Annotated in this window: 27 protein-coding genes; 7 read left to right on the top strand and 20 right to left on the bottom strand. The window is 70.8% G+C overall.

Features of this window, described 5'->3' with window-relative positions; all coding sequences use genetic code 11:
* Window positions 1-196: 196 nt before the first annotated feature.
* The 10 genes from ACQPYK_RS27225 to ACQPYK_RS27180 all read right to left on the bottom strand — a co-directional run bounded on the left by ACQPYK_RS27225 (window position 197) and on the right by ACQPYK_RS27180 (window position 8,732).
* Window positions 197-640 carry a type II toxin-antitoxin system PemK/MazF family toxin gene (locus ACQPYK_RS27225; protein ID WP_433236519.1) on the bottom strand — a complete coding sequence of 148 codons (444 nt, stop codon included), beginning with the start codon at window positions 638-640 and terminating at the stop codon, window positions 197-199.
* A gap of 9 nt (window positions 641-649) precedes the next feature.
* Window positions 650-1,477, bottom strand: coding sequence for an isocitrate lyase/PEP mutase family protein (locus ACQPYK_RS27220; RefSeq protein WP_433236516.1), 828 nt, complete (start codon window positions 1,475-1,477; stop codon window positions 650-652).
* Between the two features lie 173 nt (window positions 1,478-1,650).
* A complete protein-coding gene (locus ACQPYK_RS27215) occupies window positions 1,651-1,995 on the bottom strand; it encodes an RNA polymerase-binding protein RbpA (RefSeq protein ID WP_012892001.1) in 345 nt (114 codons plus the stop codon).
* A gap of 147 nt (window positions 1,996-2,142) precedes the next feature.
* On the bottom strand, window positions 2,143-3,498 hold the full coding sequence (locus tag ACQPYK_RS27210) for an MFS transporter (protein ID WP_433236511.1): 1,356 nt from the start codon (window positions 3,496-3,498) through the stop codon (window positions 2,143-2,145).
* Window positions 3,499-3,605: 107 nt separating this feature from the next.
* Window positions 3,606-4,403, bottom strand: coding sequence for a glycerophosphodiester phosphodiesterase family protein (locus ACQPYK_RS27205; RefSeq protein ID WP_433236508.1), 798 nt, complete (start codon window positions 4,401-4,403; stop codon window positions 3,606-3,608).
* A gap of 77 nt (window positions 4,404-4,480) precedes the next feature.
* On the bottom strand, window positions 4,481-5,041 hold the full coding sequence (locus ACQPYK_RS27200; RefSeq protein ID WP_433236505.1) for an RNA methyltransferase: 561 nt from the start codon (window positions 5,039-5,041) through the stop codon (window positions 4,481-4,483).
* A gap of 130 nt (window positions 5,042-5,171) precedes the next feature.
* A complete protein-coding gene (locus ACQPYK_RS27195; protein WP_433236502.1) occupies window positions 5,172-5,795 on the bottom strand; it encodes a class I SAM-dependent methyltransferase in 624 nt (207 codons plus the stop codon).
* Between the two features lie 32 nt (window positions 5,796-5,827).
* Window positions 5,828-6,775, bottom strand: a complete 948-nt coding sequence (locus tag ACQPYK_RS27190; RefSeq protein ID WP_433236499.1) for a VWA domain-containing protein — start codon at window positions 6,773-6,775, stop codon at window positions 5,828-5,830.
* Complete coding sequence (locus ACQPYK_RS27185) at window positions 6,772-7,731, bottom strand: DUF58 domain-containing protein (RefSeq protein ID WP_433236495.1); 960 nt, start codon at window positions 7,729-7,731, stop codon at window positions 6,772-6,774. The genes ACQPYK_RS27190 and ACQPYK_RS27185 overlap by 4 nt, the downstream gene beginning before the upstream one ends.
* On the bottom strand, window positions 7,728-8,732 hold the full coding sequence (locus ACQPYK_RS27180) for an AAA family ATPase (RefSeq protein ID WP_433236492.1): 1,005 nt from the start codon (window positions 8,730-8,732) through the stop codon (window positions 7,728-7,730). The genes ACQPYK_RS27185 and ACQPYK_RS27180 overlap by 4 nt, the downstream gene beginning before the upstream one ends.
* A gap of 135 nt (window positions 8,733-8,867) precedes the next feature.
* Between ACQPYK_RS27180 and ACQPYK_RS27175 the strand changes: the two genes are divergently transcribed.
* Window positions 8,868-9,629 carry a hypothetical protein gene (locus tag ACQPYK_RS27175; protein ID WP_433236489.1) on the top strand — a complete coding sequence of 254 codons (762 nt, stop codon included), beginning with the start codon at window positions 8,868-8,870 and terminating at the stop codon, window positions 9,627-9,629.
* A gap of 86 nt (window positions 9,630-9,715) precedes the next feature.
* Here ACQPYK_RS27175 and ACQPYK_RS27170 read toward each other — a convergent pair whose 3' ends face one another.
* The gene (locus ACQPYK_RS27170) at window positions 9,716-10,357 is read right to left on the bottom strand and encodes a response regulator (protein ID WP_433236487.1); all 642 of its coding nucleotides are present in this window, start codon (window positions 10,355-10,357) and stop codon (window positions 9,716-9,718) included.
* A gap of 412 nt (window positions 10,358-10,769) precedes the next feature.
* Here ACQPYK_RS27170 and ACQPYK_RS27165 point away from each other — a divergent pair, with 412 nt between their 5' ends.
* The 4 genes from ACQPYK_RS27165 (at window position 10,770) to ACQPYK_RS27150 (ending at window position 15,037) form a co-directional block, all read left to right on the top strand.
* Window positions 10,770-11,162, top strand: coding sequence for a ChaB family protein (locus ACQPYK_RS27165; protein WP_433236484.1), 393 nt, complete (start codon window positions 10,770-10,772; stop codon window positions 11,160-11,162).
* A 171-nt stretch (window positions 11,163-11,333) separates the two neighbouring features.
* Window positions 11,334-12,992 carry a catalase gene (locus tag ACQPYK_RS27160; RefSeq protein WP_433236481.1) on the top strand — a complete coding sequence of 553 codons (1,659 nt, stop codon included), beginning with the start codon at window positions 11,334-11,336 and terminating at the stop codon, window positions 12,990-12,992.
* A 213-nt stretch (window positions 12,993-13,205) separates the two neighbouring features.
* On the top strand, window positions 13,206-14,624 hold the full coding sequence (locus tag ACQPYK_RS27155) for a DUF2254 family protein (RefSeq protein ID WP_433236478.1): 1,419 nt from the start codon (window positions 13,206-13,208) through the stop codon (window positions 14,622-14,624).
* Window positions 14,625-14,764: 140 nt separating this feature from the next.
* Window positions 14,765-15,037, top strand: coding sequence for a WhiB family transcriptional regulator (locus ACQPYK_RS27150; RefSeq protein WP_433236475.1), 273 nt, complete (start codon window positions 14,765-14,767; stop codon window positions 15,035-15,037).
* Window positions 15,038-15,140: 103 nt separating this feature from the next.
* On the opposite strand, the gene ACQPYK_RS27145 is transcribed toward ACQPYK_RS27150, so the two are convergent.
* The 7 genes from ACQPYK_RS27145 to ACQPYK_RS27115 all read right to left on the bottom strand — a co-directional run bounded on the left by ACQPYK_RS27145 (window position 15,141) and on the right by ACQPYK_RS27115 (window position 20,176).
* The gene (locus tag ACQPYK_RS27145) at window positions 15,141-16,106 is read right to left on the bottom strand and encodes a DUF72 domain-containing protein (protein WP_433236472.1); all 966 of its coding nucleotides are present in this window, start codon (window positions 16,104-16,106) and stop codon (window positions 15,141-15,143) included.
* 49 nt (window positions 16,107-16,155) lie between these two features.
* Window positions 16,156-16,470, bottom strand: coding sequence for a catalase-related domain-containing protein (locus tag ACQPYK_RS27140; RefSeq protein WP_433236469.1), 315 nt, complete (start codon window positions 16,468-16,470; stop codon window positions 16,156-16,158).
* 132 nt (window positions 16,471-16,602) lie between these two features.
* The gene (locus ACQPYK_RS27135; RefSeq protein ID WP_433236466.1) at window positions 16,603-17,652 is read right to left on the bottom strand and encodes an NAD-dependent epimerase/dehydratase family protein; all 1,050 of its coding nucleotides are present in this window, start codon (window positions 17,650-17,652) and stop codon (window positions 16,603-16,605) included.
* A 216-nt stretch (window positions 17,653-17,868) separates the two neighbouring features.
* Window positions 17,869-18,576, bottom strand: a complete 708-nt coding sequence (locus tag ACQPYK_RS27130; protein WP_433236463.1) for a DUF3618 domain-containing protein — start codon at window positions 18,574-18,576, stop codon at window positions 17,869-17,871.
* The gene (locus ACQPYK_RS27125) at window positions 18,552-18,953 is read right to left on the bottom strand and encodes a phage holin family protein (RefSeq protein WP_433236460.1); all 402 of its coding nucleotides are present in this window, start codon (window positions 18,951-18,953) and stop codon (window positions 18,552-18,554) included. Before ACQPYK_RS27125 ends, ACQPYK_RS27130 begins: the two co-directional genes overlap by 25 nt.
* Complete coding sequence (locus tag ACQPYK_RS27120; protein ID WP_433236457.1) at window positions 18,950-19,639, bottom strand: hypothetical protein; 690 nt, start codon at window positions 19,637-19,639, stop codon at window positions 18,950-18,952. Before ACQPYK_RS27120 ends, ACQPYK_RS27125 begins: the two co-directional genes overlap by 4 nt.
* Before the next feature lie 252 nt (window positions 19,640-19,891).
* The gene (locus ACQPYK_RS27115) at window positions 19,892-20,176 is read right to left on the bottom strand and encodes a hypothetical protein (protein ID WP_433236454.1); all 285 of its coding nucleotides are present in this window, start codon (window positions 20,174-20,176) and stop codon (window positions 19,892-19,894) included.
* On the opposite strand from ACQPYK_RS27115, the gene ACQPYK_RS27110 reads away from it, so the two are divergent.
* Complete coding sequence (locus ACQPYK_RS27110) at window positions 20,175-20,459, top strand: DUF427 domain-containing protein (RefSeq protein WP_433236451.1); 285 nt, start codon at window positions 20,175-20,177, stop codon at window positions 20,457-20,459. The genes ACQPYK_RS27115 and ACQPYK_RS27110 overlap by 2 nt on opposite strands.
* A 58-nt stretch (window positions 20,460-20,517) precedes the next feature.
* On the opposite strand, the gene ACQPYK_RS27105 is transcribed toward ACQPYK_RS27110, so the two are convergent.
* Entirely contained in the window at window positions 20,518-21,705 is a 1,188-nt protein-coding gene (locus ACQPYK_RS27105; protein WP_433236448.1) for an FAD-dependent monooxygenase, read from the bottom strand.
* A 113-nt stretch (window positions 21,706-21,818) separates the two neighbouring features.
* Window positions 21,819-22,631: an SAM-dependent methyltransferase gene (locus tag ACQPYK_RS27100; protein WP_433236445.1), complete on the bottom strand. Its 813-nt coding sequence runs from the start codon at window positions 22,629-22,631 to the stop codon at window positions 21,819-21,821.
* Between the two features lie 133 nt (window positions 22,632-22,764).
* On the opposite strand from ACQPYK_RS27100, the gene ACQPYK_RS27095 reads away from it, so the two are divergent.
* Window positions 22,765-25,080 (top strand): phosphoketolase family protein, encoded by a 2,316-nt coding sequence (locus ACQPYK_RS27095; protein ID WP_433236442.1) that lies wholly within the window; start codon window positions 22,765-22,767, stop codon window positions 25,078-25,080.
* Window positions 25,081-25,201: the final 121 nt, after the last annotated feature.

Genomic DNA, 25,201 nt, shown 5'->3' with positions numbered 1-25,201 from the left:
GTATGCACCCTCCCGCATGGCCATGCAAAGCGATCGGGGATCGCGGTGTCGGCGGTGGCAGGGTTTTCGGTGTCCGGGCCGACTGACCGGCGCTACGCCATGCGTGTTTGACGTAGGCGCGCCGGGCTCGCTCGGCGACGGGGCCGAGGGTGCAGGCCGCGCCTGCCGGGAGGGGGCGCGGCAGAGAAGCGGAGCGTTATCCGTCGGCCGCCCAGCCGTGTGCGCTCCTCAGCACGGCGGCGACGCGGGCGAACCGGTCGCGCTCCAGCACCGCCCCCTCGCGCCGGATCTCGCCCTCAGCGAGCTCGAAGACCCGGTCCAGACGCAGGTGGGAGACCCGGTCGTCCCGGTCCCAGACGCCGGAGCCGACCTCCAGCCATTCGCGGGGATCGCCGTCGCCGCCACGGCTGGAGAGCATCATCGCGAGCAGCCGCCGCCCGTGACGGCCGATGACCAGCAACGGCCGGTCCTTGCCCCGGATCGGGTCCTCCTCGTAGGGGACCCAGGCCCAGACGATCTCACCTGGGTCGGCGAGTCCGTCCAGGTCGGGGGAGTAGTCGAGGGTCGCCGCCCGGTCCACATCGTGAACCTCCCGGACCGCGCCGCGGGCCGGCCGCGGGTCTTCACCAAGATCGCGCATGGGAGCATTTTAGGCGGGTGGACACGGCAGGTCCGGTTCGTACGGGCTGCGACCGGCCCGGATGGCCGCGGCCATCCGGGCGGTGTAGGACTCCACGGCCCGGTGCAGGCCGGGGCCGTAGCTCACGCGGGCCACGCCGAGCGCGGCCAGCTCCTCCAACGAGGGCGTGCCGGGGCGGAACATGACATTGATCGGACCGCCGATCTCCCCGGCCAGTGTCCCGATCTCGGCGGCCCCGAAAGCGAGGATCGGGTAGACGCAGTCGGCGCCGGCCCGCAGGTAGTCGCGCCCCCGCCGGACCGATTCGGCGAGCCTGTCGGCCGGAGTCCCGACATCGCGCAGGTAGGTGTCGACGCGGGCGTTGATCACCAGGTCGGTGCCCGCGTCGGAGGCCGCCGCGCGGACGGCGGACAGGAAGGCGGCCTGCTCGCCGGCGTCGACCATCTCGCCCGTGCGAGGATCGGAGTCCTCCAGGTTGCAGCCGGCCGCGCCGGTGGCGACGAGCCGCTCCACCAGCTCCGCCGGCTCCATCCCGTAGCCGCGCTCCAGATCGGCGGTGACGGGAACGCCGACCGCCCGGACGATGCGGGCGATCGCGGCCAGCATCTCCTCGACCGGCGTCGCCTGCCCGTCGTCGTATCCGAGGGCCGAGGCGACCGCGGCGCTGCCGGTGGCGACCACCGGGAATCCCGCGGCCTCGACGGCGCGGGCCGACGCGGCGTCCCAGACATTGGGCAGCACCAGCGGGTTGCCCGGTACGTGCAGCGCACGGATCGTCGCGGCTCTCTCGGCGGCCGTCGCGCGCGCCGCGTCCACGGCGGGAGTGTCGATGCTCATGAGGCGACCGTAGATGAGCGGTGAGCCGACCCCGAGATCCAATACCGGGCCGGTCGGCTGGTCCACTTACGGTCCACTCATGAGGGCGGTCCGGCCCGCCGGCCCCGGGCGGCAGGGCGTGAAAACGGAGAAGACCCCGGCTCCCCTCGCGGGGCCGGGGTCTTCCGAGCCGGTCAGGCGCTCTTGCGGCGCTGGGCGCGTAGAATCGCCAGGCGCTCGTTGAGCACTTCCTCCAGGTCCTCGATCGTGCGGCGCTCCAGCAGCATGTCCCAGTGTGTCCGCGGGGGCTTGGCCTTCTTGGCCTCCGGCAGCTCGCCGTCCACCCGGATGGCGGTCGCACCGCACATGCGGCACTCCCAGGTCGCCGGGATCTCGGCCTCGGCGGCGAGCGGAACGTCGAATCGATGGCCCTTCGGGCAGGTGTAGGACACCTCCTGGCGCGGAGCCAGATCGGTGTTGCGGTCGTTCTCGTAGCTGGTCGCCCCGAGTCGGGTACCGCGTAGCGCACGCTCGCCCATGTCTCAATGCCTCCTGAGGGCCCCGTCGTGAGGGGTTCGTCTCCCACGGCGTACAACGCTTGATACCGTGTGTGGATTCCCACACACGGGGTGATCCAATCGCGCGTTCTTGACCCGGTCTGCGATGAGGCTCTTTCGGAGGGGTCGTCAGATGCGTTCCGGCACCGTGTTCCCGGCCTCCCGGATGGCCTTGGGCAGGTTGACGGCGGCCAGCAGGACGAAGCCGAGCACGAAGAAGATGATCAGTGAGACGATGCCGAGGCGATAGCTGTCGGTCAGCTGGAGCGCCAGACCGAGGGTGAACGAGCCGAGAAACGTCGATCCCTTGTCGCTGATCTCGTACAGGCTGTAGTACTCCGCCTCCTTGCCCGCCGGGATCACATGTGAGAACAGCGACCGCGACAGGGCCTGGGTGCCGCCCATCACGATCGCGATGGCGAACCCGAGGGCGAAGAACGGCAGCGCCGAGCCCCTGGGAAGGAAGTAGGCCACCCCCACCACGATCGTCCAGCCGACCAGAGCGCCCAGCACGACGCGCTTGGCCCCGTAGGAGGCGGCGAGCCGGCCCAGCAGCAGGGCGCCGCCGAAGGCGACGAACTGCACCATCAGGATCGCCGCGATCCGCACGGTCTGGCTCAGTCCCAGCTCCTTGTCGGCGTAGGTGGCCGAGAAGGAGATGACGGTCTGCACGCCGTCGTTGTAGATCAGGTAGGCGACCAGGAACCCCAGTGTCAGCGGATAGCGACGCAGTTCCGCGATCGTGCGGCCGAGCTGCCGGAAGGAACCGGCCACGGCCTGTCCGACGCTCTCGGCGCCCGAGGCGAGCGCGCGCCGGTTGCGCAGCCGCAGCATGGGGATGACCGTGAACCCTGCCCACCACAGACCGGCCGAGGACAGGCAGATGCGCACGGCCTCGCCCTCGGAGACGCCGAGGGACTCGTGCCCGAGGAAGAGGGCGAGGTTGACGGCCAGCAGCAGGCCGCCGCCGAGGTAGCCGAAACCCCAGCCCTGGGCGGAGACCCTGTCGCGCTCGTCCGCGGTGGAGATCTCCGGCAGGAACGAGTTGTAGATGACGAACGCCGCGGCGAAGCCCAGGTTGGCGATCACGAACAGCGCCCCGCCGAGGAGGTAGCGTCCACCGGACAGGAACCAGAAGCAGATCGTGGCTCCGGCGCCGATGTAGGCGAACAGGCCCATGAGCTCCTTCTTGCGGCCGGTGTGGTCGGCCAGGGCTCCCGCGACGGGCATCAGGACGATCTGCAGGATGGCCGCCGCGCCCACCACGAAGGAGTAATAGGCGCTGGGCCGCACGTCGAACCCGAGCACGTCCACGTACGGGCGGCCCTGGGCGGCGGTCTCGGCGATCGTCGTCAGATACGGGCCGAGGAAGACCGTCAGGACCGTGGAGTTGAAGGCGGAGTTCGCCCAGTCGTAGAAGTACCAGCCGCGCTGCTCGCGACGGCGGGCCTGGGGGGAGTCCTCGACGACCTGTTCGGCGGTCATGGGCAGTCCTCGGTTCGCTGGGGGGACATCCGGGATATCCCGGATGTCACGGGGGTGCGGTGCACGATGTCTCGCAGGTACGGTTCACGAAATCCCGGTGGCGCGGCTCACGCGGCGAGCCGGCCGGGGTGCCACTGGCCGCGCGCCTCCAGGACCTCACGCAGGCCGGAGATGTTGTCGGTCATCACGCCGTCCACGCCGAGATCGAGCAGACGGCCCATCACCCGGGTGTCGTTGATGGTCCACACGTGGATCTGCATGCCGAGGGCGTGCGCCGTGCGGACCAGGGAGGCCGTGGCGACGCGCAGGCCGTGAAAGCCCAGCGGCACCTGGGCGCAGGGCACCCCGGCGCGGGCCAGGCGGGCGAGCAGGCGGCCGTAGCCGGAGGTGGCCGCGGCCGCCCGCAGGGCCGCGACGCCGCGCGGCCCGAGCGAGGAGCACACCTCGCGGCCGACCGCGGCGCGGGCGCGAGACAGCCGCTCGTCGGAGAAGGAGGTCAGGCAGACCCTGTCGTAGGCGTTGACCCGCTTGATCGCCTCGGCCAGCGGAGCGATGGCCGCGGCCTCCTTGACGTCGATGTTGAAGCGCGCCTGCGGCCAGGAGCCCAGCAGGTCGTCCATGCGGGGGATCTCGTCCACGCCACCGATCCGCGCCTCACGCACCAGGCGGTAGGGCAGGTCGGCGATGCGGCCGCGCCGATCGGTCACCCGGTCCAGGGTGTGGTCGTGGAAGGCCAGCAGCACCCCGTCGGCGGTGGCGTGCGCATCGGTCTCCAGATAGGTGTAGCCGAGCTCCACGGCACGCGCGAACGCGGCATGGGTGTTCTCCCGGCCCTCGGCGGCTCCGCCCCGGTGGGCGAAGGCGAGCGGACCGGGATGGTCGAGGAAGGGGTATCGGCGCTGCACGTGCAGGAGTATGCCCGGTATGAGCGTAGCTCGTCATCGCGGGCGGGTGAACGTTTAGGTCACGGGCCCGGCCACCCTCACTCCCCGGCGGGCGTCTCCCTGCCGGACCACTCCCGGCGGCGGACCTCGGCCAGCGTGATCGCGGTGGCGACCGCGACGTTGAACGAGCCCACCCGGCCGACCTGCGGGATGTAGCAGACGCCGTCGGCGGCCTCCAGCAGCGCCGGAGAGCAGCCGTGGTCCTCGCTGCCCACCACCAGGCACACGTCGCCGCCGAGCCTCGCCTCGTGCAGCGGCGCGGCGTCTCCGGTCAGCTCCACCGCCACGACGGTGAACCCGTCGTCCTTGGCGGCTCGTACGGCCTCCACCGCCGGCACCGGTTCCTCCCAGGCCACCAGGCGGTCGGTGCCCAGGGCGGTCTTCTGCGCCTTCGGGTTGGTCGGGGGAGTGGCGTTGCCGGCCAGCCAGATCCGCTCCACCCCGAAGGCGGCGGCCGTACGGAAGATGGAACCGATGTTGAACGGACCGGTCACCGACTCCACGATCAGGGCGAGCCGCCCCTCGGTGTTCCTGCGCCAGGTGCGGTTGAGCCGCTTGACGTCGGTCGGCCGCAGCTGCCTGCGCGGGTTTGCAGTCATCGTTCGTTCACCGTTTCTCGTTCGTTCCGCGGGGGGCTCGTGCCTCGCCCGCCGTGCCACTTCCCGCGCGGGGCTCGCCGCGCGGGGCTCATCGAACCGGACTCACCGGGCCGAGATCAAGCCGGACCCGTCAAGCCGGACTCGCCGGGCCGGACTCGCCCGGCCGGGCTCGCACCTGGAGGATCCGGTAGGAGGAGCGGGAGGCCACGCGGGTGGTGGGCCAGCCCTGCTCGTTCAGCCAGCGCTGCAGGGAGTCGGATCCCAGATGCTTTTGCACCACCAGATGGGCGGCGCCGTCCGGGGTGAGTCGCGACAGCCACCGGGTCAGCATCTCGTGCATCGCGGCCTTGCCGATGCGGATCGCCGGGTTGGACCAGATGGCCGAGAAGCGCACCTCCGGCGGCACCTCGTCGACGTGCACTGACCTTACTTTGTCAAGGCCGGCGGCTCGGGCGTTCCTGGCGCACAACTCCACCGACCGGCGGTTGACGTCCACCGCCCAGACCGTCGCCCCGGGCGCGCGCGTGGCCATCGTCAGCGCGATCGGCCCGTATCCGCAGCCCAGGTCGAGCAGGTCGCCTCCGGCCGGGGGAGGAGGCACCGTCTCCAGCAGGATCCGGGTGCCCTGGTCGACCCGCTCGGGAGAGAAGACCCCGCTGTCGGTCTCCAGCTTCAGATGGAGGTCGGGGAGCACGAGCGTGACCGAGCCGGGACGGCTGGCGGTCTCGGGACGCTCCTCGAAGTAATGTGCCACGTCGTAGAACGTTACCAATGGTCGGGAGCCGGTCAGGGCAGCCGCGACCCCGTCAGCAGCGCCGAGACGGCGACCAGCAGGCCGGTCAGCAGCGCCGCCACGACGAATCGCTGGCTGATCTCCTGGTGGACCGTCCGGTAGCCCAGCGAGGTGCCGATCTGCTCGTAGACCTCGCGGAGCTGGGTGCCGGACTCCGCCTCGTAGGCCCGGCCGGAGGTGCCTTCCGACAGGGTCTGCAGCGTGGCCTTGTTCACCGGCACGTTCACGTCGCGGCCGTCGATCGAGACGGTGCCCTCCTGCGTGCCGTAGGCGATCGTGGAGATCGGCACGCGTGCGCTCGTCGCCGCGTCGATCGCCTCGGCCACCGACCTGCCGGAGGTGTTGTCCCCGTCGGACAGCAAGACGATGGCCGCGGGCGGCGGATCGGTGATCGCCTGCTGGTCGAAGGAGCGGATCGAGTCGAGGGAGTTGAACACCGCCTCGCCGATGGCGGTGCCGGCCCGGGTGGTCAGGCTGCCGAGCGAGGTCGACACCGCCTGGTGGTCGGTGGTGGGGGAGACCACGACCGAGGCGGAGCGGGCGAAGGCCACCAGCCCGACGTTGAAGCGTTCCGGCAGGTCCTTGACGAACTTCTGGGCGGCCTCCTTGGCCGCGGTGATCCGGTTGGGCCGGACGTCGGAGGCCTCCATCGACAGCGAGACGTCCAGCGCGATGATGATGGTCGCGCGGTCGCGAGGAACCCGCACCGAGTCCGCCGGCCGGGCCGCGCCGATGATGAGCAGGCTCATCATCAGCAGGAACAGCGCGGGGACGACGTGCCGGCGCCAGCCGGGCCCCGAGGGGGCCACCAGCGCCAGCAACGGCAGGTTGGTGAAGCGCACCGCGTAGCGCCGCCGGGCGAACTGGGCGGCCACGTAGCCCGCCACGACCAGGGCGAGCGCGGCGAACAACCACAGCAGGGCCGGAGAGAGGAAGGTCACCGCGTCGCTCCTGGAGTCGGGCGCCGGTGCGTCAGGTGCGCCATGCGCCGTTGCCGCAGCACGAACTGGGCGAGGTCGAGGATCCAGTCACGGTCGGTGCGCAGCACCAGGTGCGCCACCCCGCAACGGCGCAGCGCCATCCCCGTCGTCGCCCGTTGCGCGGCGGCCGCCTCGGCGTAGGCCGCGCGGACCCTGGAGGTGAGCTGTATCCGGCGGCTCCGCCCGGACTCCGGGTCGATCAGGTCGATCAGTCCCACCGCGGGCAGTTCCAGCTCGCGCGGGTCGATCACCTCGATGGCCAGCACCTGGTGGCGGGCGGCCAGGCGGCGGATCGGCCGCTCCCAGGGCAGCTCCAGGCGGGGGTCGAGGGTGGGCTCGGCGTCCAGGAAGTCGGAGACGATCACCCGCAGGCCGTGCCGCCGGCGGGCCGAGGCCAGCACCCCGATCGCCTCGGCCAGGTCGGGCGCGTCGGCGACGGGGCGGCCCCGGGGCGCCTCCATCAGCGAGTGCAGCAGGCCGTACAGGGCGGGCCGGCCGCCCCTGGCGGGCATCCGGTGGACGTACTCGTCATGCAGGACGTAGGTGCCGAAGCGGTTGCCGATCCGCCCCGTCAGGAAACCGATCGCGCCGATCGCGGCCACCACCAGATCCCGCTTCTCCATCCGGGCGGTGCCGAAATCCATGCTGGGTGACAGGTCGGCCAGCGCCCAGGTCTCCAGCTCCCTGTCGGCGATCAGATCGCGCACGTGCGGGACGGTCGTGCGGGCGGTCACCGCCCAGTCCATCCGCCGGATGTCGTCCTCGCCGGGGACGTAGACCCGGCTGTCGCCGTACTCGCTGCCCGGGCCCGGCAGGAGCCCCTGGTAGGAGCCGTGCAGCAGCCCGTCCAGCCGGCGGACGATGGTCAGTTCGAGCCGGCGCAGCGCCTGCTCGGCGGTGTCGGCGGCCGTGGTCACCGGGAACCCTGGTTCCACACCACCAGGGGCGGCGGCACGACGGCCAGGATCTGCCTGACCACGTCCTCGGGGTCGACCCCGTCGGCCAGCGCGTCGAAGGTGAGCATCAGCCGGTGGGACATCACGTCCACGGCCACGTCGCGGATGTCGTCGGGAAGCAGGTAGTCGCGGCCCCGCAGCAGGGCCAGTCCGCGCCCGGCGGCGACCAGGCCGAGCGTGGCGCGGGGGCTGACCCCGATCTCGATGTTCTCCGCCAGTTCGGTCAGGCCGTACTCGCCGGGGGAGCGGGTGGCCATCACCAGCCGGACCACGTAGTCGGCGACGAGCTGGTGCACCGAGACCTGGTCGGTCATCGCCTGCAGCGCGATCAGCCGCGCCGGATCGAGCACCGCTCTGGGAGTGGGAGGGGCCACGCTCATCCGGTGCAGGATCTCCAGCTCCTCATGGGCGTTGGGATGGGTGACGCGTATCTTGAACAGGAACCGGTCGCGCTGGACCTCCGGGAGCGGGTAGACGCCCTCGGACTCGATCGGGTTCTGGGTGGCCAGCACGATGAACGGCCTGGGCAGCGGATGGGTCTGCCCGGCCAGGGACACCTGCCGCTCGGCCATGACCTCCAGCAGCGCGGACTGTACCTTGGCCGGGGCCCGGTTGATCTCGTCGGCGAGCAGGAAGTTGACGAACACCGGGCCCAGTTCGATGTCGAACGACTCACGGGAAGGGTGGTAGACGCGGGTCCCCACGATGTCACTGGGGACCAGGTCGGGGGTGAACTGGATGCGGGCGAAGTCACCGCCCACCACGGTGGCCAACGTGGAGGCGGCCAGGGTCTTGGCGACGCCCGGCACCCCCTCCAGCAAGCAGTGCCCGCGGGCGAGGAGCGCCACCAGGAGCCGTTCCACCATGTGCTCCTGGCCCACGATGACCCGCCGGACCTCGGCCAGGGCCTCGCGCAGCAGTCCGGTGTCGGTCTCGCTCGGCAGTTCTTCGGCGACGGTCATGTTGATATTCCACCAAACGAAATGCGGGGCCGCACAGCCGGCCGGTCGTGTGTTTCCTGTTAGTACCCACCGGAGTTTCATGTCAGCACCCGCACGGGCGGCGGCGTGATCGCCGTCGTGTGCTTTCATGGCAGCGTGGCCAGTCCGCTCCAGTACGGTGACCCGCCCCAGCTCGGGCCCTTCATCCTGCAGGCCCGCCTGCGGGTGGGCCCCGCGGGGCTGGTCTACCTCGGGCAGGGCGCCGACGGCCGGGCGGTCTCGGTCGCGGTGCTGACCCGAGGCGCCGCGCTCGACCCGGCGGCGCGCGACCGGTTCGTCACCGGGATCCGCGAGGCGGCGGCCAGCCGTTCGGGGGTGCGGGGCTGGGTGGCAAGGGCGACGCGGGGCCGTACCGCGGTGGCCGACGTGACTCCGCAGGTGCTGGCCATGGACGGCGGCAGCGCGCCGTGGGTGGCCACGCCGTACGAGCCGGATCGGGCGGGGGCCGAGCGCTTCCTGGAGCCGGTGCTGGTGCGCGGCACGCTCATCGGGGAACGACACGGCCCGGACTTCGCGCCGCACTGGGTGAGCGACCGTTCGCCCGCGCTGCCCCCGCCGCCGAAGGGCGCGCCGCCGCCCGTCGAGACCCGCCGGTCGGTGATCGTCGCAGGTGTCGTGCTGACCGTGCTACTGGTGCTGCTGGCCGTGATGGCCTGGCTGCTGCTGCGCAGGGACGAGGAGGTCCAGCCGCCGCCGAAGCCGCTGCCGGCGACGAGCTTCGTGCCGACCCCGCCGCCCGTCCCGGCGTCGCCGGAGCCGGGTCAGCCCACCACGTCGCCCTCCCCCTCCTCCTCGCGGAGCGGGACGGGGTCTCCGGGGCCGCGGCCGGGCGACGAGGACGACGGCCCGCCCATCTAGGGCGGCCGGTCCCGTGCCTCGGCCTCGTCGGCCTCGCCGGCATGCGCGACGCCCCGGCCCACGTCCTGGGCGCCGGGGTGGCCGCCTCAGCGCGGGGAGACGAAGCCTGACTCGTAGGCGGTGATGACGGCCTGGGTGCGGTCGCGGGCCTCCAGCTTGGCCAGCACGTTGCCCACGTGGGTCTTCACCGTCTCCATGCTGACGACCAGTTCGGCGGCGATCTCCCCGTTGGACAGACCGAGGGTCATCAGGCGCAGCACGTCGCCCTCCCGCGAGGTCAGCCGGTCGATGCCGGGGACGGCCCGGCTGCCCCGGTGCCGGGTGGCGAGGTCGCGAATGGCGGCGGGGAACAGCAGGGAGTCGCCGGCGGCCACCGTCCGGATGGCCTGGACCAGCTCGGCGGGGCGGGTGCGCTTGAGCAGGAAGCCGCTCGCACCGGCCTGCAACGCCTCGTAGACGTAGTCGTCGTTTTCGAAGGTGGTGACCACGACGACCTTGGGCGGCTCGGGCAGCGAGGCCAGCCGGCGGGTGGCCTGGATGCCGTCCACGGCGGGCATCCGCACATCCATCAGCACCACGTCCGGCCGCTGCCGGCGCACCACCGGCACGACGGCGGCGCCGTCGGCCGCCTCGCCGACCACGGTGAGGTCGGCCTCGGAGTCGATGATGATCTTCAGACCCGCACGGATCAGGTCCTCGTCGTCGGCGATCACCACGCGCAGTGTCATGGCTCGACCCTAGAGGGTGCCCTGCCGCGTCCGGAAACCGCTTCCGGCGCTCCCGTGCCGCCTCGCGGGGCGAGCTGCGCCGCGGCGTCCTCGAAGCCCGGGACGTGCTCGCCGGAGTTCCGGCTCCGTCGCGTTCATCGCGACGGCGAACGGCACCTGACGGGCGGGACGCCCCGCATCCTCCTGTGCACCGGGGGCACGGCCCGGGTGGACCGCCTTCGGCTGAAGCGAGGACAGTCGGTCTTCGTCCCGGCCGCTCACCCGCCGATCACCGTGAGCGTCGACGGCGAGCTCTTCTGCGCGGAGCCGGGAACCCGCGGCGTCCGGCGGTCAGGGAAAAGCGGTGACATGAACGCCGACGGCGAGGGCATGGGGCCATCGAGAAGCGAGAAGCGAGAGAGGTGAACCGAAGATGCCGGCACGAGAAGAACTGCCGTCGACCCTGCAGCGCTCCTCCAAGAAAGCGCGGGACACCTGGATCAAGGCCCACGACTCGGCGGTGGAGACCTACGGCGAGGGGGAGCGGGCCCACCGTACGGCCTTCGCCGCGTTGAAGCACTCCTTCGAGAAGGTCGGCGACCACTGGGAGCCGAAGGCGAAGAAGGGCCCCTCCGACGCGCAGGCGGCCAAGAGCACTCCGAAGCGGGGCAGGACCGCCGAGGGGGTCGACGCCAACGCGTCCAAGCAGCACCTGTACGACGTGGCCAGGCGCCTGGGCGTCGAGGGACGGTCCACGATGACCAAGGAGCAGCTCGTCGACGCCATCATGAAGGCCAATCGGAAGTCCACGGCGAAGGCCCGCTGACCCGCCGTCCTCCCGGCCGCGGAGACGGGACGCCGTTCAAGCACCCTTCCTTCTTGCGGAGATTCTTTTCTTTTAATGCTATAAGCCGACTTTTGTCGGATATGGAACCCCCCGTGTGCCGACAGAATTCGGTACGCCGGAAATGGTCGCCGCAAGGAGGGAAACGTCATCATGACGGACGTGTCGAGAATGGGGCCGCAGCCGGGAGACGAGCGCCCGGTGCTGACCAACCGGCAGGGGCACCAGGTCTATGACAACCAGAACCAGCGCACGGTCGGCGCGCGAGGCCCGGCCACGCTGGAGAACTATCAGTTCCTGGAGAAGATCAGTCATTTTGACCGGGAGCGGATCCCCGAGCGCGTGGTGCACGCCCGCGGGGTGACCGCCTACGGCTACTTCGAGGCCTACGGCAAGCTGGGCGAGGAGCCCATCGGCCGCTACACCAGGGCGAAGCTGTTCCAGGAGGCGGGCAAGCGGACCGACCTGGCCGTGCGGTTCTCCACCGTGATCGGCGGCAGGGACTCCTCCGAGGCGGCCCGTGACCCGCGCGGGTTCGCGGTGAAGTTCTACACCGAGGACGGCAACTGGGACCTCGTCGGCAACAACCTGGCCGTCTTCTTCATCCGGGACGCCATCAAGTTCCCCGACGTGATCCACGCGCTCAAGCCCGACCCGGTGACCTTCCGGCAGGAGCCCAACCGGATCTTCGACTTCATGTCGCAGACGCCGGAGAGCATGCACATGCTGGTGAACCTGTTCAGCCCGCGCGGCATCCCGGCCGACTACCGGCACATGCAGGGATTCGGCGTCAACACCTACAGGTGGGTCAACCAGGAGGGACAGACCCACCTGGTGAAGTACCACTGGATGCCCAAGCAGGGCGTGCGGAGCATGACCGCCGCCGACGCGGCCGCCGTACAGGCGGAGGAACTGGGGCACGCCACCAAGGACCTGCACGAGGCGATCGACCGGGGCGAGTTCCCCGAGTGGGAGCTCCTGGTGCAGATCATGAGCGACGATGAGCACGCCGAGCTGGACTTCGACCCGCTGGACGACACCAAGGTGTGGCCGGAGAACGACTTCCCCGCCCTGCCGGTCGGCCGGATGGTCCTCGATCGCAACGTGGCCAACAACTTCGCCGAGAACGAGCAGATCTCCTTCGGCACCGGCGTCCTGGTCGACGGGCTCGACTTCTCCGACGACAAGATGCTGGTGGGCCGGACGTTCTCCTACAGCGACACCCAGCGCTACCGGGTGGGGCCGAACTACCTTCAACTGCCGGTCAACCAGGCCAAGAACGCCGAGGTGCGCACCAACCAGCGTGACGGCCTGATGACCTATCACGTCGACGGGGCGGGGGAGAACCCGCACGTCAACTACGAGCCGTCCATCACCGGGGGGCTGCGCGAGGGACGGTATCCCACCCATGACGAGCAGGGCCCGGTCGTCTCCGGCCGCCTGACCCGCAAGCGCATTCCCCGGACCAACGACTACGCCCAGGCCGGGCAGCGCTATCTGCTGATGGAGCAGTGGGAGCGCGACGACCTCGTGCTGAACTTCGTCACCCTGCTGTCGCAGGCCGTGCGCCCGATCCAGGAGCGCATGGTCTGGCACTTCCTGATGGTCGAGGACGATCTCGGACTGCGCGTCGGCGAGGGGCTCGGGATCGGTCCGGAGGATGTCGCCCACCTCGAACCGCTGGCGAGCCAGGACCTGAGCGGCGAGGAGCGCGAGCGGCTGTCCAAGCTGGGCAAGAACGGACCGCGCGATGTGAGCGGGCTGAAGATGACCCACTGCGTCCCCGACGAGCGGGCGCGGATGGCCGGATAACGATCGCCGATCGCCGGGCGGGAGCGGGCCGGGGAAGGTCGAGGAGAGCCGGGGAAGGGCAAGGAGAGGGGCCTTCCCCGGCGGGCGGCCGACGCCGCCCGCCCGTATCGTGACGACCGTGCGCTTGCTTGCTCCGGCGCGAGCCGACCGTTAGTTCCGCGGAGCTGAGGGTAATGGCGTTCGGTGTCCGAAATATCCGATCTTCAGCGTCTTGTGCCCACCCAACAGGACCTCCGCGTCCGCTGGCGGTTGTCCGCGGCGGAGTTCCTGCTCACACCGTTGCTCATGGTGCTCGGATTCGTGGCGCTGGCGGTGGGAGCCGTCTTCGTGGACGTCTCCTCGTCGGAATGGCCCGGCGGCGTCAGGGTGATCTTCCTGCGACTGTTCCCGCACGACAACCTGATCAAGATGCTGAGCGTGATCGCGACGGGCCTGGTGACGGTGACCACGCTCACCCTGTCCGCGCTGCTGGTGGCGATCTCGCACACCGCGACGTCGGTGGCGCCGGTGGTGTTCGACCAGTTTCTCCGGCGCAGGGCCAACCAGGCCTATTTCGGCTACGTCGCCGGCTGCGCCACCTACACCTATCTCGTGATGGCCGTCTCACGGCCCGAATGGGCCGGGGTGGGCGCTCTCCTGGCGGTCGTGCTGGCCGCCGGAGCACTCATCCTGCTGGTGTTCATGGGATATCTCATGATCGACCAGATGCGTCCCACCTCCGTGGTGCGCTCGATCCAGGAGCAGGCCTACCAGGCGCGGCTGCGTCAGATCCCCCTGCTCGCCCGCTCCCGCACGAGGTCGCTGGTGAGGGGCGAGGAACCGACCGTGGTGACCACCCGCGCCACGGGATACGTGATCGACATCAGCACGGCCCGTCTGGAGTCACTGCTGGCCGTCACGGGAGACGCGGTCGAGGTCTCCTTCCAGGTGCGGCTCGGCGACCTGCTCGCCTACGGCGACACCGTCGCCCGGATCCGAGGCGGCAGCCCCGAGCAGCGTGACCGGATCGCCGACAGCGTCTTGACCTGTGTCACGATCGACCGGGCCCGCAACGCCGACATCGATCCCGACCACGCGATCGAGCAACTCGGCAACGTGGCCTGGGCCGCCACCTCGACCCGGCAGAACCCCGACGTGGCCCTGGCCGCGGTCGGCGCCCTGCGGGACCTGTCCGCCCGCTGGGCGGCCGCCGGCGTGCCCGACGCCGGCGCGTACGGCGGGCCGCTGCCGGTGGTCTACGACGACGTCGTGCAGCGGCGTATCGTGGCCGCGCTGATCGACCTGGTGGTCGTCAGCGCCTCCTCGCGGCAGCACCAGACGTGCGCGGTGGCCCTGTCCACCCTGGCGGACATCCTGCCCCTGCTGGCCGAGCGCGACAAGGACGTCGCGGTGAAGAGCCTGCGGCGGGCGCTGCCCGCGACGCTCTCCCACGTGGCGAGCGTGGAGATGGGACGGGCCCTGGCCAAGCTGCGCGCCGCGCTCGACACGATCGGCAAGGAGGACATGGCCGACCGCGTCCGGGACATGGGCCCGCGGCTGGTGAGGGAGAGCGGTCTGGGCGAGGACGACGACCTGATCGACCCCCTCGACGACACCGAGATCACCGGCCCCCGGTCCTTTCGGTTCCGCTGATGCCCGCTCCGCCGTGAAAACCGAGGTCAAAGCCATGTGATTTTTCATCCGAAAAGGTATGAATGCGTTTTCTGCGGGCACCCGATCCACAAGCCGAGCCGCCAACCGCCGAGACCTCTCCACTTCATTGGATCGCGCATATGCCTATCCCGGACAACGTCATCCCGATCATCCACTGGTCCCGCCGCTCCTCCTGCCTCGACGAGGACCCCGAGCTCTTCTTCCCCGTGTCCTCCGAGGGCCCCGGGCGGGAACAGTACGAACAGGCCAAATCCGTCTGCCGTCGCTGTCCGGTACGGCTGCGCTGTCTGGACTACGCCTTGAACACCCACCAGATGTACGGGGTGTGGGGAGGAACCACCCCCGACGAGCGCAGGGCCGCCATGTCGGAGGCGAAGCGCCGGGTGAGGTGACCGGCCGAGCCGCCGTGTCCCGACCTGGTGCCCACCGTGTCCCCATATGTCCCCGCGTGTCCCCGTCGTGTCTCGGCCGGGCGCCCGCCGAGGCGCCGACGCGTCAGCCCACCGTCCGGTCCGCCCGTGGGGCGGCGAGGAGGGCGATGAGCCGAGCCGCGTTGCGCTGCGAGTTGTCCGCGCAGCAGTTGTTCAGTAGCACGTGGGTGGTCGAGGCCTCGGCGGCGAGCTCATGGATCCTGCCCGCCCACCGTCCGAGCTCGGTTTCGGAGTACAGGTAGGCGAAGCGCTCCTCGACCTTCTTGCTCGTCCACTTGTCGGAGTGCCCGTGCAGACGGACCACGGCGAGGTCGGAGGTGGCGGCCAGGATCGGCGGTATCGACGACGAATGTCCCTGCGGCATGTCGACGCAGACGTAGGGGATGTCGTGAGAGGCGAGGAAGTCGAGGGTCTCGGCGCGGTTGTCCTCCTCCATCCAGGTGCGATTGCGGAATTCGACGCAGACGCGTATGGGCGCGCAGCGCCGCGCGCACTCGAGGATGTAACGTCTGCCGGCCTGCCCGATCGGGAACCAGGGCGGAAACTGGAAGAGCACCGCCCCCAGCTTGCCCGCCTCGTGCAACGGCCTGAGCGCGCTGAGGAAGCGCTGCCACACCTCCTCGATGATCTCCGGCCCGAGATCGCGCAGATAGAGGGCCCGTTTCGGTGTGCCGAGCCTGTCGCGCAGGTCCTTGTAGAGGGAGTCGGGCCGGGTGGGGTGGTCGGTCAGCAGGGAGAAGGCCTTGATGTTGAAGACGAACCCCTGCGGCGTGCGATCCCGCCAGGCCTCCACGGTGCGCTGCGCCGGCGGATGGTAGTAGGTGGCGTCCACCTCGACGATCGGGAACCGCGACGCGTAGTAGGCCAGGCGCGCGGCCGGGGTGGACGCCTCGTTCGGATACCAGCCCGACTCGAGCAGTGACCGATCCGTCCACGAGGCCGTGCCGACGAGGATCCCCTCCGCGCCGGACCGGTCCGCGGCGGCCGGCGCGGGCCAGGTGATCCCGTCCAGGAAGAGCTGCGTTGCCATGCCCATCCCCTGCCCGGTCGAAGGCGTCTGTCACATTCGCAGACTCGTGTCAGGCGGGGACCCGCCGGGTGTCGCGCGTGGGGTGGCGATGCGCGGCGACCGCCTCGGCGACCAGGACGGCCAGGTCGTGGTCGACGTGGTCGAGGTCGTGGATCACGCCCTCGCGGACGTGGGCGTGGGCCGCCTTGCCGAGCTCGAAGCGGAAGGCCGCGACGACGTGCTCCTTCTCCCAGCCGGACATGCTGTTCCCGAACAGGGTGGCCCGGCTGTAGATGCCCTGGTCGGTCGTCAGAACGGTGTCCTGGAAGTCGACCCGGGCCTCGTCCAGCTGTCGATCCTTATCCGTACGGCTGTCGCCGGTCATGAGTCCTCCTGCCGGTCCCCGGACCGATCCCCGTCCGGGTACGGCTGCATCCGATCCTCGCTGATGAAAAGATCGAACCGTCGTCCTCGACGCTGGTTTCGTCCTTCACGGTTCCCGCGGGAACCGCGACCCCTACGGTCGTCTGCCGATCCCGCTGGCCAGCTCGCCGATCCGCGCGGGACCGCCGGCACTGGGCGACAGGGGCGGGGTGTCCATGCCCGCCGAGGTGCGCAGGCCCTCCAGCAGCTCCCGCAGGGCGTCGACCGCCGTGTGGCGCGGCTGCCAGCCGAGCTCCGTCCGGGCACGGGTGAGGTCCATGATCGGCATTCTCAGCACCAGATCGACCAGTCCGGGCGCGGCGGGGACCAGGCGCATGTGCCAGGCGAGGGCGGCGGTGTTCCTGAGCACCCAGCCGGGAACGGGCACCAGACGGGCGCCGAGCAGTTCGGCCAGCACCGAAGGTTCGATCACCGGGTCGGCGGCGATGTTGAAGGCACCCGACACCGGCCGGGTGACCGCCAGGCGATAGGCCTCGCCGACGTCCTCGGCATGGACCGCCTGGAATTTGAGCCCGGGCGTGTCCGGAACGAAGGGGATGCGGCCGGCCCGCACCAGCCGCTGGGGCACGAACGGACCTCCGAACAATCGACGCTGCTCGGTGGCCGCCTCCCGTTTGAAGATGAAGCCCGGCCGCATCCGCACCACCCTGGTGTCCGGGTGGTCCCGCTCGAACACGTCGAGCAGCCGCTCCACATACGCCTTCTCCCGGCCGTAGGCGGCGCCCGGCCAGCCGTGGGTGGGCCAGTCCTCGGTGACCGGCCGTTCCTTCGGGCCGGGGGAGTAGGCGCCCACCGACGACGCGTTGACCACGACGGGCACGTTCTGCCGCGCGGCGGCCTCGAAGACCCTCGAACTGCCCAGGACGTTGACCCGCCAGGTCGCCACCGGATCGCGGGTGGGCTGGAACAGCCAGGCCAGATGAACCACCGCGTCAGCACCGGCGAAGTGCGGTGACAGGTCTCCGGTGGAGACGTCCACGGCGTGCCAGGTGGTCTTGTCGGGCCGCCAGTCCGGCAGCCGGCGGGCCAGGCCCACGACGGATGTGACGCTCTGGTCGGCGACAAGGGCGGACACCACGCTCGTGCCCACGTTGCCGCTCGCTCCTACGACTACTACGCGCATGTGTACCGCCTGCCCCGGATGGAACGGTCGAACCACCGTCGGTCACGGCTTTGCCGTACGGTGCCCTCGCAGGTCGGCAGGCGCGCCGGCCCGCCCGGTCCGAGGCGGGGCCGGACGAGCACCGGGCGGTCCCACGCCACCGGGGATCCTCCGGGACTCGTCGAAGAGCCGCCCCCCGCCCCGGGCCGGGGCGGGGGGCGGCGTCGTCCGGGACCTTCAGCGGTCGAAGGGCGAACGGTTCGGATCGGCCACCTGCTGGGCCTGGTCGCGGGCATGCTCCCCGGTGGCCCTCGCCGCCTCCGTGGCGGTCTCCCTGACCTGCTGGACGGCCTCCTGCGCGGCACCCTTGGCATCCTGGCCGAGCCGCTGGGCCGATTCCTGCACCGCCGTCTTGACCGGCTCGATCACGTCGCCGGCCTGTTCCCTGAGCTGCTGGGCGGCCTGCTGTTCGGTCTCGGTGCCGGGAATGAGGGCGGCCGCCAGAAGCCCGGCGCCGAAGGCGATCAGCCCGGCCGCCAGCGGGTTGCCCTGCGTGCTCCGCATCGCCTGGTCCGGGGCCTCCCGGACCGCCCCCGCGGCCTGCTGCGCGCCGTGCTTGACGGTGCCGGCGGCCTCCGAGGCGGTGTCCCGCACGGTGCCGGCGGTCTCCGAGGCGGTGTCCCGCACGGTGCCGGCGACGTCCGAGGCGGTGTCGCGGACGGCGCCGGCGACCTGCCCGGCCTGGTGACGGGCTTGGTGGGCGGCGTGGACCGGAGTCCCCATCACCCGCGCCCGCACCGAGTCGATCTTCCGGCGCATCCGGCTGGTCCGGCGTTGCACGATCCGCGAGGGGACGGTGCGGTCGGCCAGCCGGTCGACGTCGGCGGCCAGTTCGGCCCTGGTCGCGGCGATCTCGTCTCTTATTTCCTCAGGTCCCGAGCCCATTGCGCATCCTCCTTGAGCGTTTCCACGGTCCGTTCCGGCTTGGGGGAGACCTGCTTCAGCCGGTTGCGCCCGTTCACGTACAAAACCGCGCCGATCACCGCCCATATCACCGCGACGATGACGGCCGCCCACACCAGGTCCATGACATGCCCCAGGGCGAACATGACGGCCAGGGTCACCAGCAGGGCGACCATGTAACCGGCCAGTCCCGCTCCGCCGAGCATTCCGGCCGCCTTACCGGCCTTGGACGCCTCCTGCCGCATCTCGGCCTTGGCCAAGGCCATCTCCTGCCGGACCAGCCGGGACAGGTCTTCGCCGATGTCACCGACCAGCTGCCCCAGGGACGGCTGGACCGGTTCGGGTCTGGGCGAGCTCATCGTGTTTCACCCCCCCAGCCCGTGGGCGGAGGCGGCTCGGTCATGGGCGGGTACACCGCCGACGGCCGCCCCGGACCGGGCAGGCCCGGCTCGACGGTCTCGATGGGCTCGACCGGCTGGGGCGGACCCGCCGGCGTCGGACCGGCCAGCGGGGTCGCCGGGACGGACGGGGTCGTGGCGCCCTGCCCGCCGCCCTGCCCGCCGCTCGCAGTGGCCTTGGCCAGCCGTCCCATCAGGAAGCCCGCCGCCGCCGCTCCCGCCAGGAACACTCCGGGACGGCGGCGCGCGAAGCTCTGGACCTCCTCCACGATCCCGGACAGCCCGCGCTGCTCCAGGTAGTCGGCGGCCCGCCGTCCCGTGTCGGCGATCTGCTGCACCGCCTCGCTCATCGGTGAGTCGGGTTTGCTGGACTCGCCCATGGAGGCCAGCTCGTCGGCCCACTGGCGGATCCCCTGGGCGGCGCGCCGGCTCTGCTGCTGCGCCTGCTCGCCCGCGCGTTCACGCAGCCGCCCCGCCACCCGGCGGGCCTGGTCCTTGGCCTGGCCGGCCACCACTCGCGTCTGTTCCTTGGCGGTCTCGGCGACCTCTCCGGCGGCGGCCTTCGCCTGCTGTCCGGTTCCCGGGGCGCCCGGCCGCTCGTCCTGCTGCCGCGGATGCGCCCCCACTCCGGTAGGAAATTCACTCATCCATGCCTCCAAGGGTCCCCGTCCCCGGATCCCGAGGACGAAATTGGCGCTACCCGCACCAAACCGCCGCATCCTCTAAAACACGAAAAGATGCCCATCTATAGCGATAAATGAACGTATTCATGCCTAAGGCACAGAAATTCGCCAATTAATTGGACATCAGGATGAGGTCAGTCATATTTGAGGGGGCATATTCCCTGGTCGCCGCCGCTGAGGCGGGAGAATGGCTTTCGTGGGTGTGCCCGACCTGCGTCACTCTTGTCGGCGCCTCTCCAGGGCTCCGCGCACCGAGGCGAACAGGGCCGCTCCCGCGATTTCCAGGGGCTGCGTGCTTCGCACGGCCCGGCCGAGGGCGAAAGCGCTCTCAAGGGCGGCCGGCAGGGTGACGGCGAGCTCCCGGGCCTTGGGAGCGGGAACGCCGGCCCGGCCTGGCAGCGGCCGTTCCGCCGAGCCCGGCCGTTCCGCCGTCGGGTCGAGACCGTCCGTGCTCGGGTCCTCGTGCGCGCCGGGCCCGCGGATGTGCCAGCCTTCAGGCATGGCAACTGCGCGCTGGAACGGCGAGATCATCGCGAAGAGCGACGACACCCAGGTCGTCGAGGGCAACCACTACTTCCCCGTCGAATCGGTGTTCCCGCAATACCTGAGGTCATCGGAGACCACCACGGTCTGTCCCTGGAAGGGAACGGCGAACTACTACACGCTGCACGTCAGCGGCGCCGACAACCCCGACGCCGCCTGGTATTACGCGGACCCCAAGCCGGAGGCCGCCCAGATCAAGGGCCACGTGGCCTTCTGGAGGGGTGTGGAGGTCACCGGCTGAGTTCTCTTCCCCCGCCCCGCCTGCCCGGCTCTCCCGCGCTCCGGCGGGGCCGGCCGGCTCAGCCGACCGGCTCCGTGTCAGGGTCGTGGCCGTAGATCCAGGCGTTCTGCCGGAGCGGGTCGCCATCGGCGAAGGCCGCGTCACGCTCGCGCTGGGCGGGGCCGTCGGGAAGGTGGTTGTGCACCTCGCGGCCGCGGCTCATGAGCTGGACCTGGGACGCCCGGGGCCTGCGGATCCCCTCGTAGCGCAGCAGCGCCTGCGCGGCCGTCTCGGGAGCGGCCGTCCGCAGACACGCCGCGAGGACCGCGGCGTCCTCGACCGCCTGGCAGGCTCCCTGACCGAAGAAGGGCAGCATCGCGTGGGCCGCGTCCCCCAGGAGAGTGACCCGCCCGTCGGTCCAGCGCTCCAGCGGGCTGCGGTCGTACAGGGCCCAGCGTTTGGTGCCGGTCGCGGAGGCGATGAGCTGCCCGAGCCGCGGATCCCAGGTCTCGAACTCCCGTGCCAGGTCCTCGATCCGGCCGTCGGCGGTCCAGGACTCGATCCGCCAGTCGCCGGCGGGAACGATCGCGACGACGTTGACCAGCCGCCCCCCGCTGATCGGATAGTGGACGAAATGCCTGCCCGGTCCCAGCCACAGCGACTGCACCGGCCGCAGTGCCAGGTCGGGGGCCTCGTGAGCCGGCACCAGGCATCGGTAGGCGCACAGTCCGGAGAAGCGCGCCGGAGCCTCGGCCGCGATCGAGGGCCGGACGGTGGAATGGATCCCGTCGGCGCCGACGACCGCGTCGGCGAGCACCGTCGTGCTCTCTCCCCGCGCGCCGGCGAAGGTGAGCTCGACCTGCCGATCGTCCTGCCGCAGGCCGGTCAGCCGCCGGTCGAGCCGTACCGCGTCCTCCGGCAGCGCCTCCAGCAGCATGGCGAGCAGATCGGCGCGGTGCGCGACGTAGCAGTCGGCGCCGTACAGCCGGCGGCACTCCTGCCCCATCGGCTGGGAGAACAGCACCCGGCCGTCCTCCCAACGCCGAAACTCCCAGGCCGCCTCAAGCGTCACGGCGAACTCGGCCAGCCGCTCGCCGAGCCCGGCTCGCACCAGCGGGCGAACCATGTTGGGGGCCACGACGATGCCCGCCCCGACCTCCCGCAGCACGGCGGCCTGCTCGTACACGGTGGCCTCGATGCCCGCCTGTCTCAGCAGCAGGGCGGCGGCCAGCCCGCCGAGGCCTCCCCCGACGATAGCGATCTTCACTTTCGGAGTCCTCTTCTGGGGAATCGAGCGGCCGAGCGCGAAGACCTTCGTGCGTTCCGTCCCCCTCAGACGGGAGCGGGGGCGTTCGACCCGGCGGCGACGGGGCGAGGAGACTATCTCAGGCGGCCCAGGGCTCCGTCGATCCTGAGCATGGGCAGCTCGTCGCGCGGCAGCAGCGGGAGGTCGTCGCTGTTGCGCCAGTCGTGCACGGGAACCAGACCCGGCTCCAGCAGCTCGAACCCGTCGAGCAGGGCCAGCACCTGATCGTGGGAGCGGAAGGTCGCCTGGATGGGTGAGCTCGCCGTGGCGGTGGTCAGCTGGGCCACCGCCTCCGGCGAGCTTTCGGCCATCGCATGGGAGAGCGTCAGATAGCTGCCCGGGGCCATGCGGTCGCGGAAGGCGGCGATGATGCCGGCCGGGTCCTCGGCGTCGGTGATGAAATGCAGCACCCCCACCAGCAGCACGCCGATGGGCTGGGAGAAGTCGATGAGTTCGGCGACCTCGGGGGCGTCGAGGACGGCGCCGGGCTCGCGCACGTCCGCCTGGACGCTCACCACGTTCTTGTCGAGGGCGAGCAACACCTCGGTGTGCAGGCGCACGACGGGGTCGTAGTCGACGTAGACCACCGAGGCCGAGGGGGCGATCTTGTGCGCGACCTCGTGGACGCTGGGAGAGGTCGGTATGCCGGTGCCGAGGTCGATGAACTGCCGGACACCCTGCTCGGCCATGAGACGCACGGCCCGGACGAGGAAATCCCGGTTGGCCCGGGCCACGAGACGGGTGTCGGGAGCCACCGACAGCAGGCGCTCGGCGAAGGCCCGGTCGATCGCGAGGTTGTCCTTGCCGCCCAGGAGATAGTCGTAGACACGGGCGGAGCTAGGCACGTTCGGGTCGATGCCTGGAGGGACGCGTTCCAACTCCGTCACCGTGAGATCTCCTTCGTCGGTGAAGCCGGAAAGTGATCATACTGGAACAGTCTCTCCTTCCGGTCGGGTGGTCGCGCGGGATCGGCGGCCGCCGACGGGGTTTGAATCCCGCACCGGAGGAACTGTCGAAGGTATGGATGCACTCGCGCACGTCGATGCCTACTGGCGGGCGGCCAACTATCTGTCGGTCGGTCAGATCTACCTGCTGGACAACCCGCTGCTGGCCGAGCCGCTGGCTCCCGAGCACATCAAGCCCCGGCTGCTGGGTCACTGGGGGACCACGCCGGGGCTGAACTTCTGCTTCGCGCACCTCAACCGGATCATCACCGGACGCGACCAGGACATGATCTACATCGCCGGGCCCGGGCACGGCGGTCCGGCCGCGGTCGCCCACGCCTGGCTGGAGGGCTCCTACACCGAGAGGTATCCGGACATCGGCCAGGACGCCGAGGGGATGCGGCGGCTGTTTCGGCAGTTCTCCTTCCCCGGTGGCATCCCCAGCCATGTCGCGCCGGAGGTCCCGGGCTCCATCCATGAGGGCGGCGAGCTGGGTTACTCGCTGGCCCACGCCTACGGCGCGGCCTTCGACAACCCGAACCTGGTCGTGGCGTGCGTGATCGGCGACGGTGAGGCCGAGACCGGGCCGCTGGCCGCGTCCTGGCATTCGGGCAAGTTCCTCAACCCCTCCCGGGACGGCGTCGTCCTGCCGATCCTGCACCTGAACGGCTACAAGATCGCCAACCCGACGGTGCTGGCCCGTATCCCCGAAGACGAGCTGGTCAAGCTCATGGAGGGCTACGGCTACCGCCCGCACATCGTCTCCGGCGACGACCCCGCGGCCATGCACGAGCTGATGGCCGCCACTTTCGACACGGTCTTCGACGAGATCGCCGAGTTCCGGGCCGGCGGCACCGGCCGGCCGCCGATGATCGTGCTGCGCACGCCCAAGGGCTGGACCGGCCCCCACGAGGTGGACGGCCTGCCGGTCGAGGGCACCTGGCGGGCCCATCAGGTGCCGCTGTCGGAGGTCCGCGACAACGCCGAGCACCGGGCGATGCTGGAGGAGTGGATGCGCTCCTACCGGCCCGGGGAGCTCTTCGACGCCCAGGGGCGCCCGGTCGCGGAGATCGTGCGGACCGTGCCGGAAGGGCCGCGCCGGATGAGCGCCAACCCGCACACCAACGGCGGCGAGCTGCTGCGGCCGCTCGCGCTGCCCGACTTCCGCGACTACGCCGTCGAGGTCAAAGCCCCGGCGACCCAGGCCAGCGAGCCGACCCGGGTGCTGGGCCGGCTGCTGCGCGACGTCATCGCGGCCAACCCGGACACCTTCCGGCTGATGGGACCCGATGAGACCGCCTCCAACCGGCTGTCGGCGGTGTTCGAGGCGACCGACCGGGCGTGGGACGCGGAGACGTTGCCGACCGACGAACATCTGGGCCCGGACGGGCGGGTCATGGAGGTGCTCAGCGAGCACCTGTGCCAGGGCTGGCTGGAGGGCTACCTGCTGACCGGCCGGCACGGCCTGTTCAACTGCTACGAGGCGTTCATCCATATCGTGGATGCGATGTTCAACCAGCACGCCAAGTGGCTGGAGTCGTCCCACAAGATCACCTGGCGGCGGCCGGTGGCCTCGCTGAACTACCTGCTGTCGTCGCACGTGTGGCGCCAGGACCACAACGGCTTCAGCCACCAGGATCCCGGCTTCATCGACGTGGTGATGAACAAGAAGGCCTCGGTGGTGCGGATCTACCTGCCGCCGGACGCCAACACCCTGCTGTCGGTCGCCGACCACTGCCTGCGCTCGCGCGACTACGTCAACCTGGTGGTGGCGGGCAAGCAGCCGGTGCTGGACCTGATGCCGATGGAGGAGGCGATCGCGCACTGCACCCGGGGCCTGGGCATCCTGGAGTGGGCCTGCACCGATGCCGGAGCCGAGCCCGACGTGGTGCTGGCCTGCGCCGGTGATGTGCCCACCCTGGAGACCCTGGCCGCCGCCGCGCTGCTGCGCGAGCACCTGCCCGAGCTGCGCGTGCGGGTGGTCAACGTCGTCGACCTGATGCGGCTGCAGCCGCCGTCGGAGCATCCGCACGGCATGCCGGACGCCGAGTTCGACACGGTGTTCACCGCCGACCGGCCGATCATCTTCAACTTCCACGGCTATCCCTGGACGATCCACCGCCTGACCTACCGGCGGCGCGGCCACCACAACATCCACGTGCGCGGCTACAAGGAGGAGGGCACCACCACGACGCCGTTCGACATGGTGATGCTCAACGACATCGACCGCTTCCACCTGGTGATGGACGTCATCGACCGGGTGCCGGGTCTGGGCGGCAGGGCCGCGCACCTGCGCCAGCAGATGGTCGACGAGCGGCTGCGGGCCCGCGCCCACACCCGTGAGCACGGTGAGGACCCGGCCGAGATCCGCGAGTGGACCTGGCCCTACTGAGCAAGAGGACGCCCCGGCCGAGCTCGCCGCCGAGCCGCGTCGCTTTCTCCGGGAGGCCGAGGACTGACGGATCGGCCAGTGGGTAGCGGGAACTCGTGACAGATGAGGGACTGGTGTTGCT

The organism is Streptosporangium sp. CA-135522, from assembly GCF_050949235.1.
Taxonomy (GTDB): Bacteria; Actinomycetota; Actinomycetes; order Streptosporangiales; family Streptosporangiaceae; genus Streptosporangium.
This window is presented reverse-complemented; position numbering and strand designations above follow the sequence as displayed.

Excerpts from the sequence above, each read along its gene's own strand:
- ACQPYK_RS27225 (WP_433236519.1), bottom strand. The coding sequence starts at position 640 with ATGCGCGATCTTGGTGAAGACCCGCGGCCGGCCCGCGGCGCGGTCCGG.
- ACQPYK_RS27220 (WP_433236516.1), bottom strand. The coding sequence starts at position 1,477 with ATGAGCATCGACACTCCCGCCGTGGACGCGGCGCGCGCGACGGCCGCC.
- ACQPYK_RS27215 (WP_012892001.1), bottom strand. The coding sequence starts at position 1,995 with ATGGGCGAGCGTGCGCTACGCGGTACCCGACTCGGGGCGACCAGCTAC.
- ACQPYK_RS27210 (WP_433236511.1), bottom strand. The coding sequence starts at position 3,498 with ATGACCGCCGAACAGGTCGTCGAGGACTCCCCCCAGGCCCGCCGTCGC.
- ACQPYK_RS27200 (WP_433236505.1), bottom strand. The coding sequence starts at position 5,041 with ATGACTGCAAACCCGCGCAGGCAGCTGCGGCCGACCGACGTCAAGCGG.
- ACQPYK_RS27180 (WP_433236492.1), bottom strand. The coding sequence starts at position 8,732 with ATGACCGTCGCCGAAGAACTGCCGAGCGAGACCGACACCGGACTGCTG.
- ACQPYK_RS27170 (WP_433236487.1), bottom strand. The coding sequence starts at position 10,357 with ATGACACTGCGCGTGGTGATCGCCGACGACGAGGACCTGATCCGTGCG.
- ACQPYK_RS27165 (WP_433236484.1), top strand. The coding sequence starts at position 10,770 with ATGCCGGCACGAGAAGAACTGCCGTCGACCCTGCAGCGCTCCTCCAAG.
- ACQPYK_RS27160 (WP_433236481.1), top strand. The coding sequence starts at position 11,334 with ATGACGGACGTGTCGAGAATGGGGCCGCAGCCGGGAGACGAGCGCCCG.
- ACQPYK_RS27150 (WP_433236475.1), top strand. The coding sequence starts at position 14,765 with ATGCCTATCCCGGACAACGTCATCCCGATCATCCACTGGTCCCGCCGC.
- ACQPYK_RS27145 (WP_433236472.1), bottom strand. The coding sequence starts at position 16,106 with ATGGCAACGCAGCTCTTCCTGGACGGGATCACCTGGCCCGCGCCGGCC.
- ACQPYK_RS27140 (WP_433236469.1), bottom strand. The coding sequence starts at position 16,470 with ATGACCGGCGACAGCCGTACGGATAAGGATCGACAGCTGGACGAGGCC.
- ACQPYK_RS27135 (WP_433236466.1), bottom strand. The coding sequence starts at position 17,652 with ATGCGCGTAGTAGTCGTAGGAGCGAGCGGCAACGTGGGCACGAGCGTG.
- ACQPYK_RS27130 (WP_433236463.1), bottom strand. The coding sequence starts at position 18,576 with ATGGGCTCGGGACCTGAGGAAATAAGAGACGAGATCGCCGCGACCAGG.
- ACQPYK_RS27125 (WP_433236460.1), bottom strand. The coding sequence starts at position 18,953 with ATGAGCTCGCCCAGACCCGAACCGGTCCAGCCGTCCCTGGGGCAGCTG.
- ACQPYK_RS27120 (WP_433236457.1), bottom strand. The coding sequence starts at position 19,639 with ATGAGTGAATTTCCTACCGGAGTGGGGGCGCATCCGCGGCAGCAGGAC.
- ACQPYK_RS27110 (WP_433236451.1), top strand. The coding sequence starts at position 20,175 with ATGGCAACTGCGCGCTGGAACGGCGAGATCATCGCGAAGAGCGACGAC.
- ACQPYK_RS27115 (WP_433236454.1), bottom strand. The coding sequence starts at position 20,176 with ATGCCTGAAGGCTGGCACATCCGCGGGCCCGGCGCGCACGAGGACCCG.
- ACQPYK_RS27095 (WP_433236442.1), top strand. The coding sequence starts at position 22,765 with ATGGATGCACTCGCGCACGTCGATGCCTACTGGCGGGCGGCCAACTAT.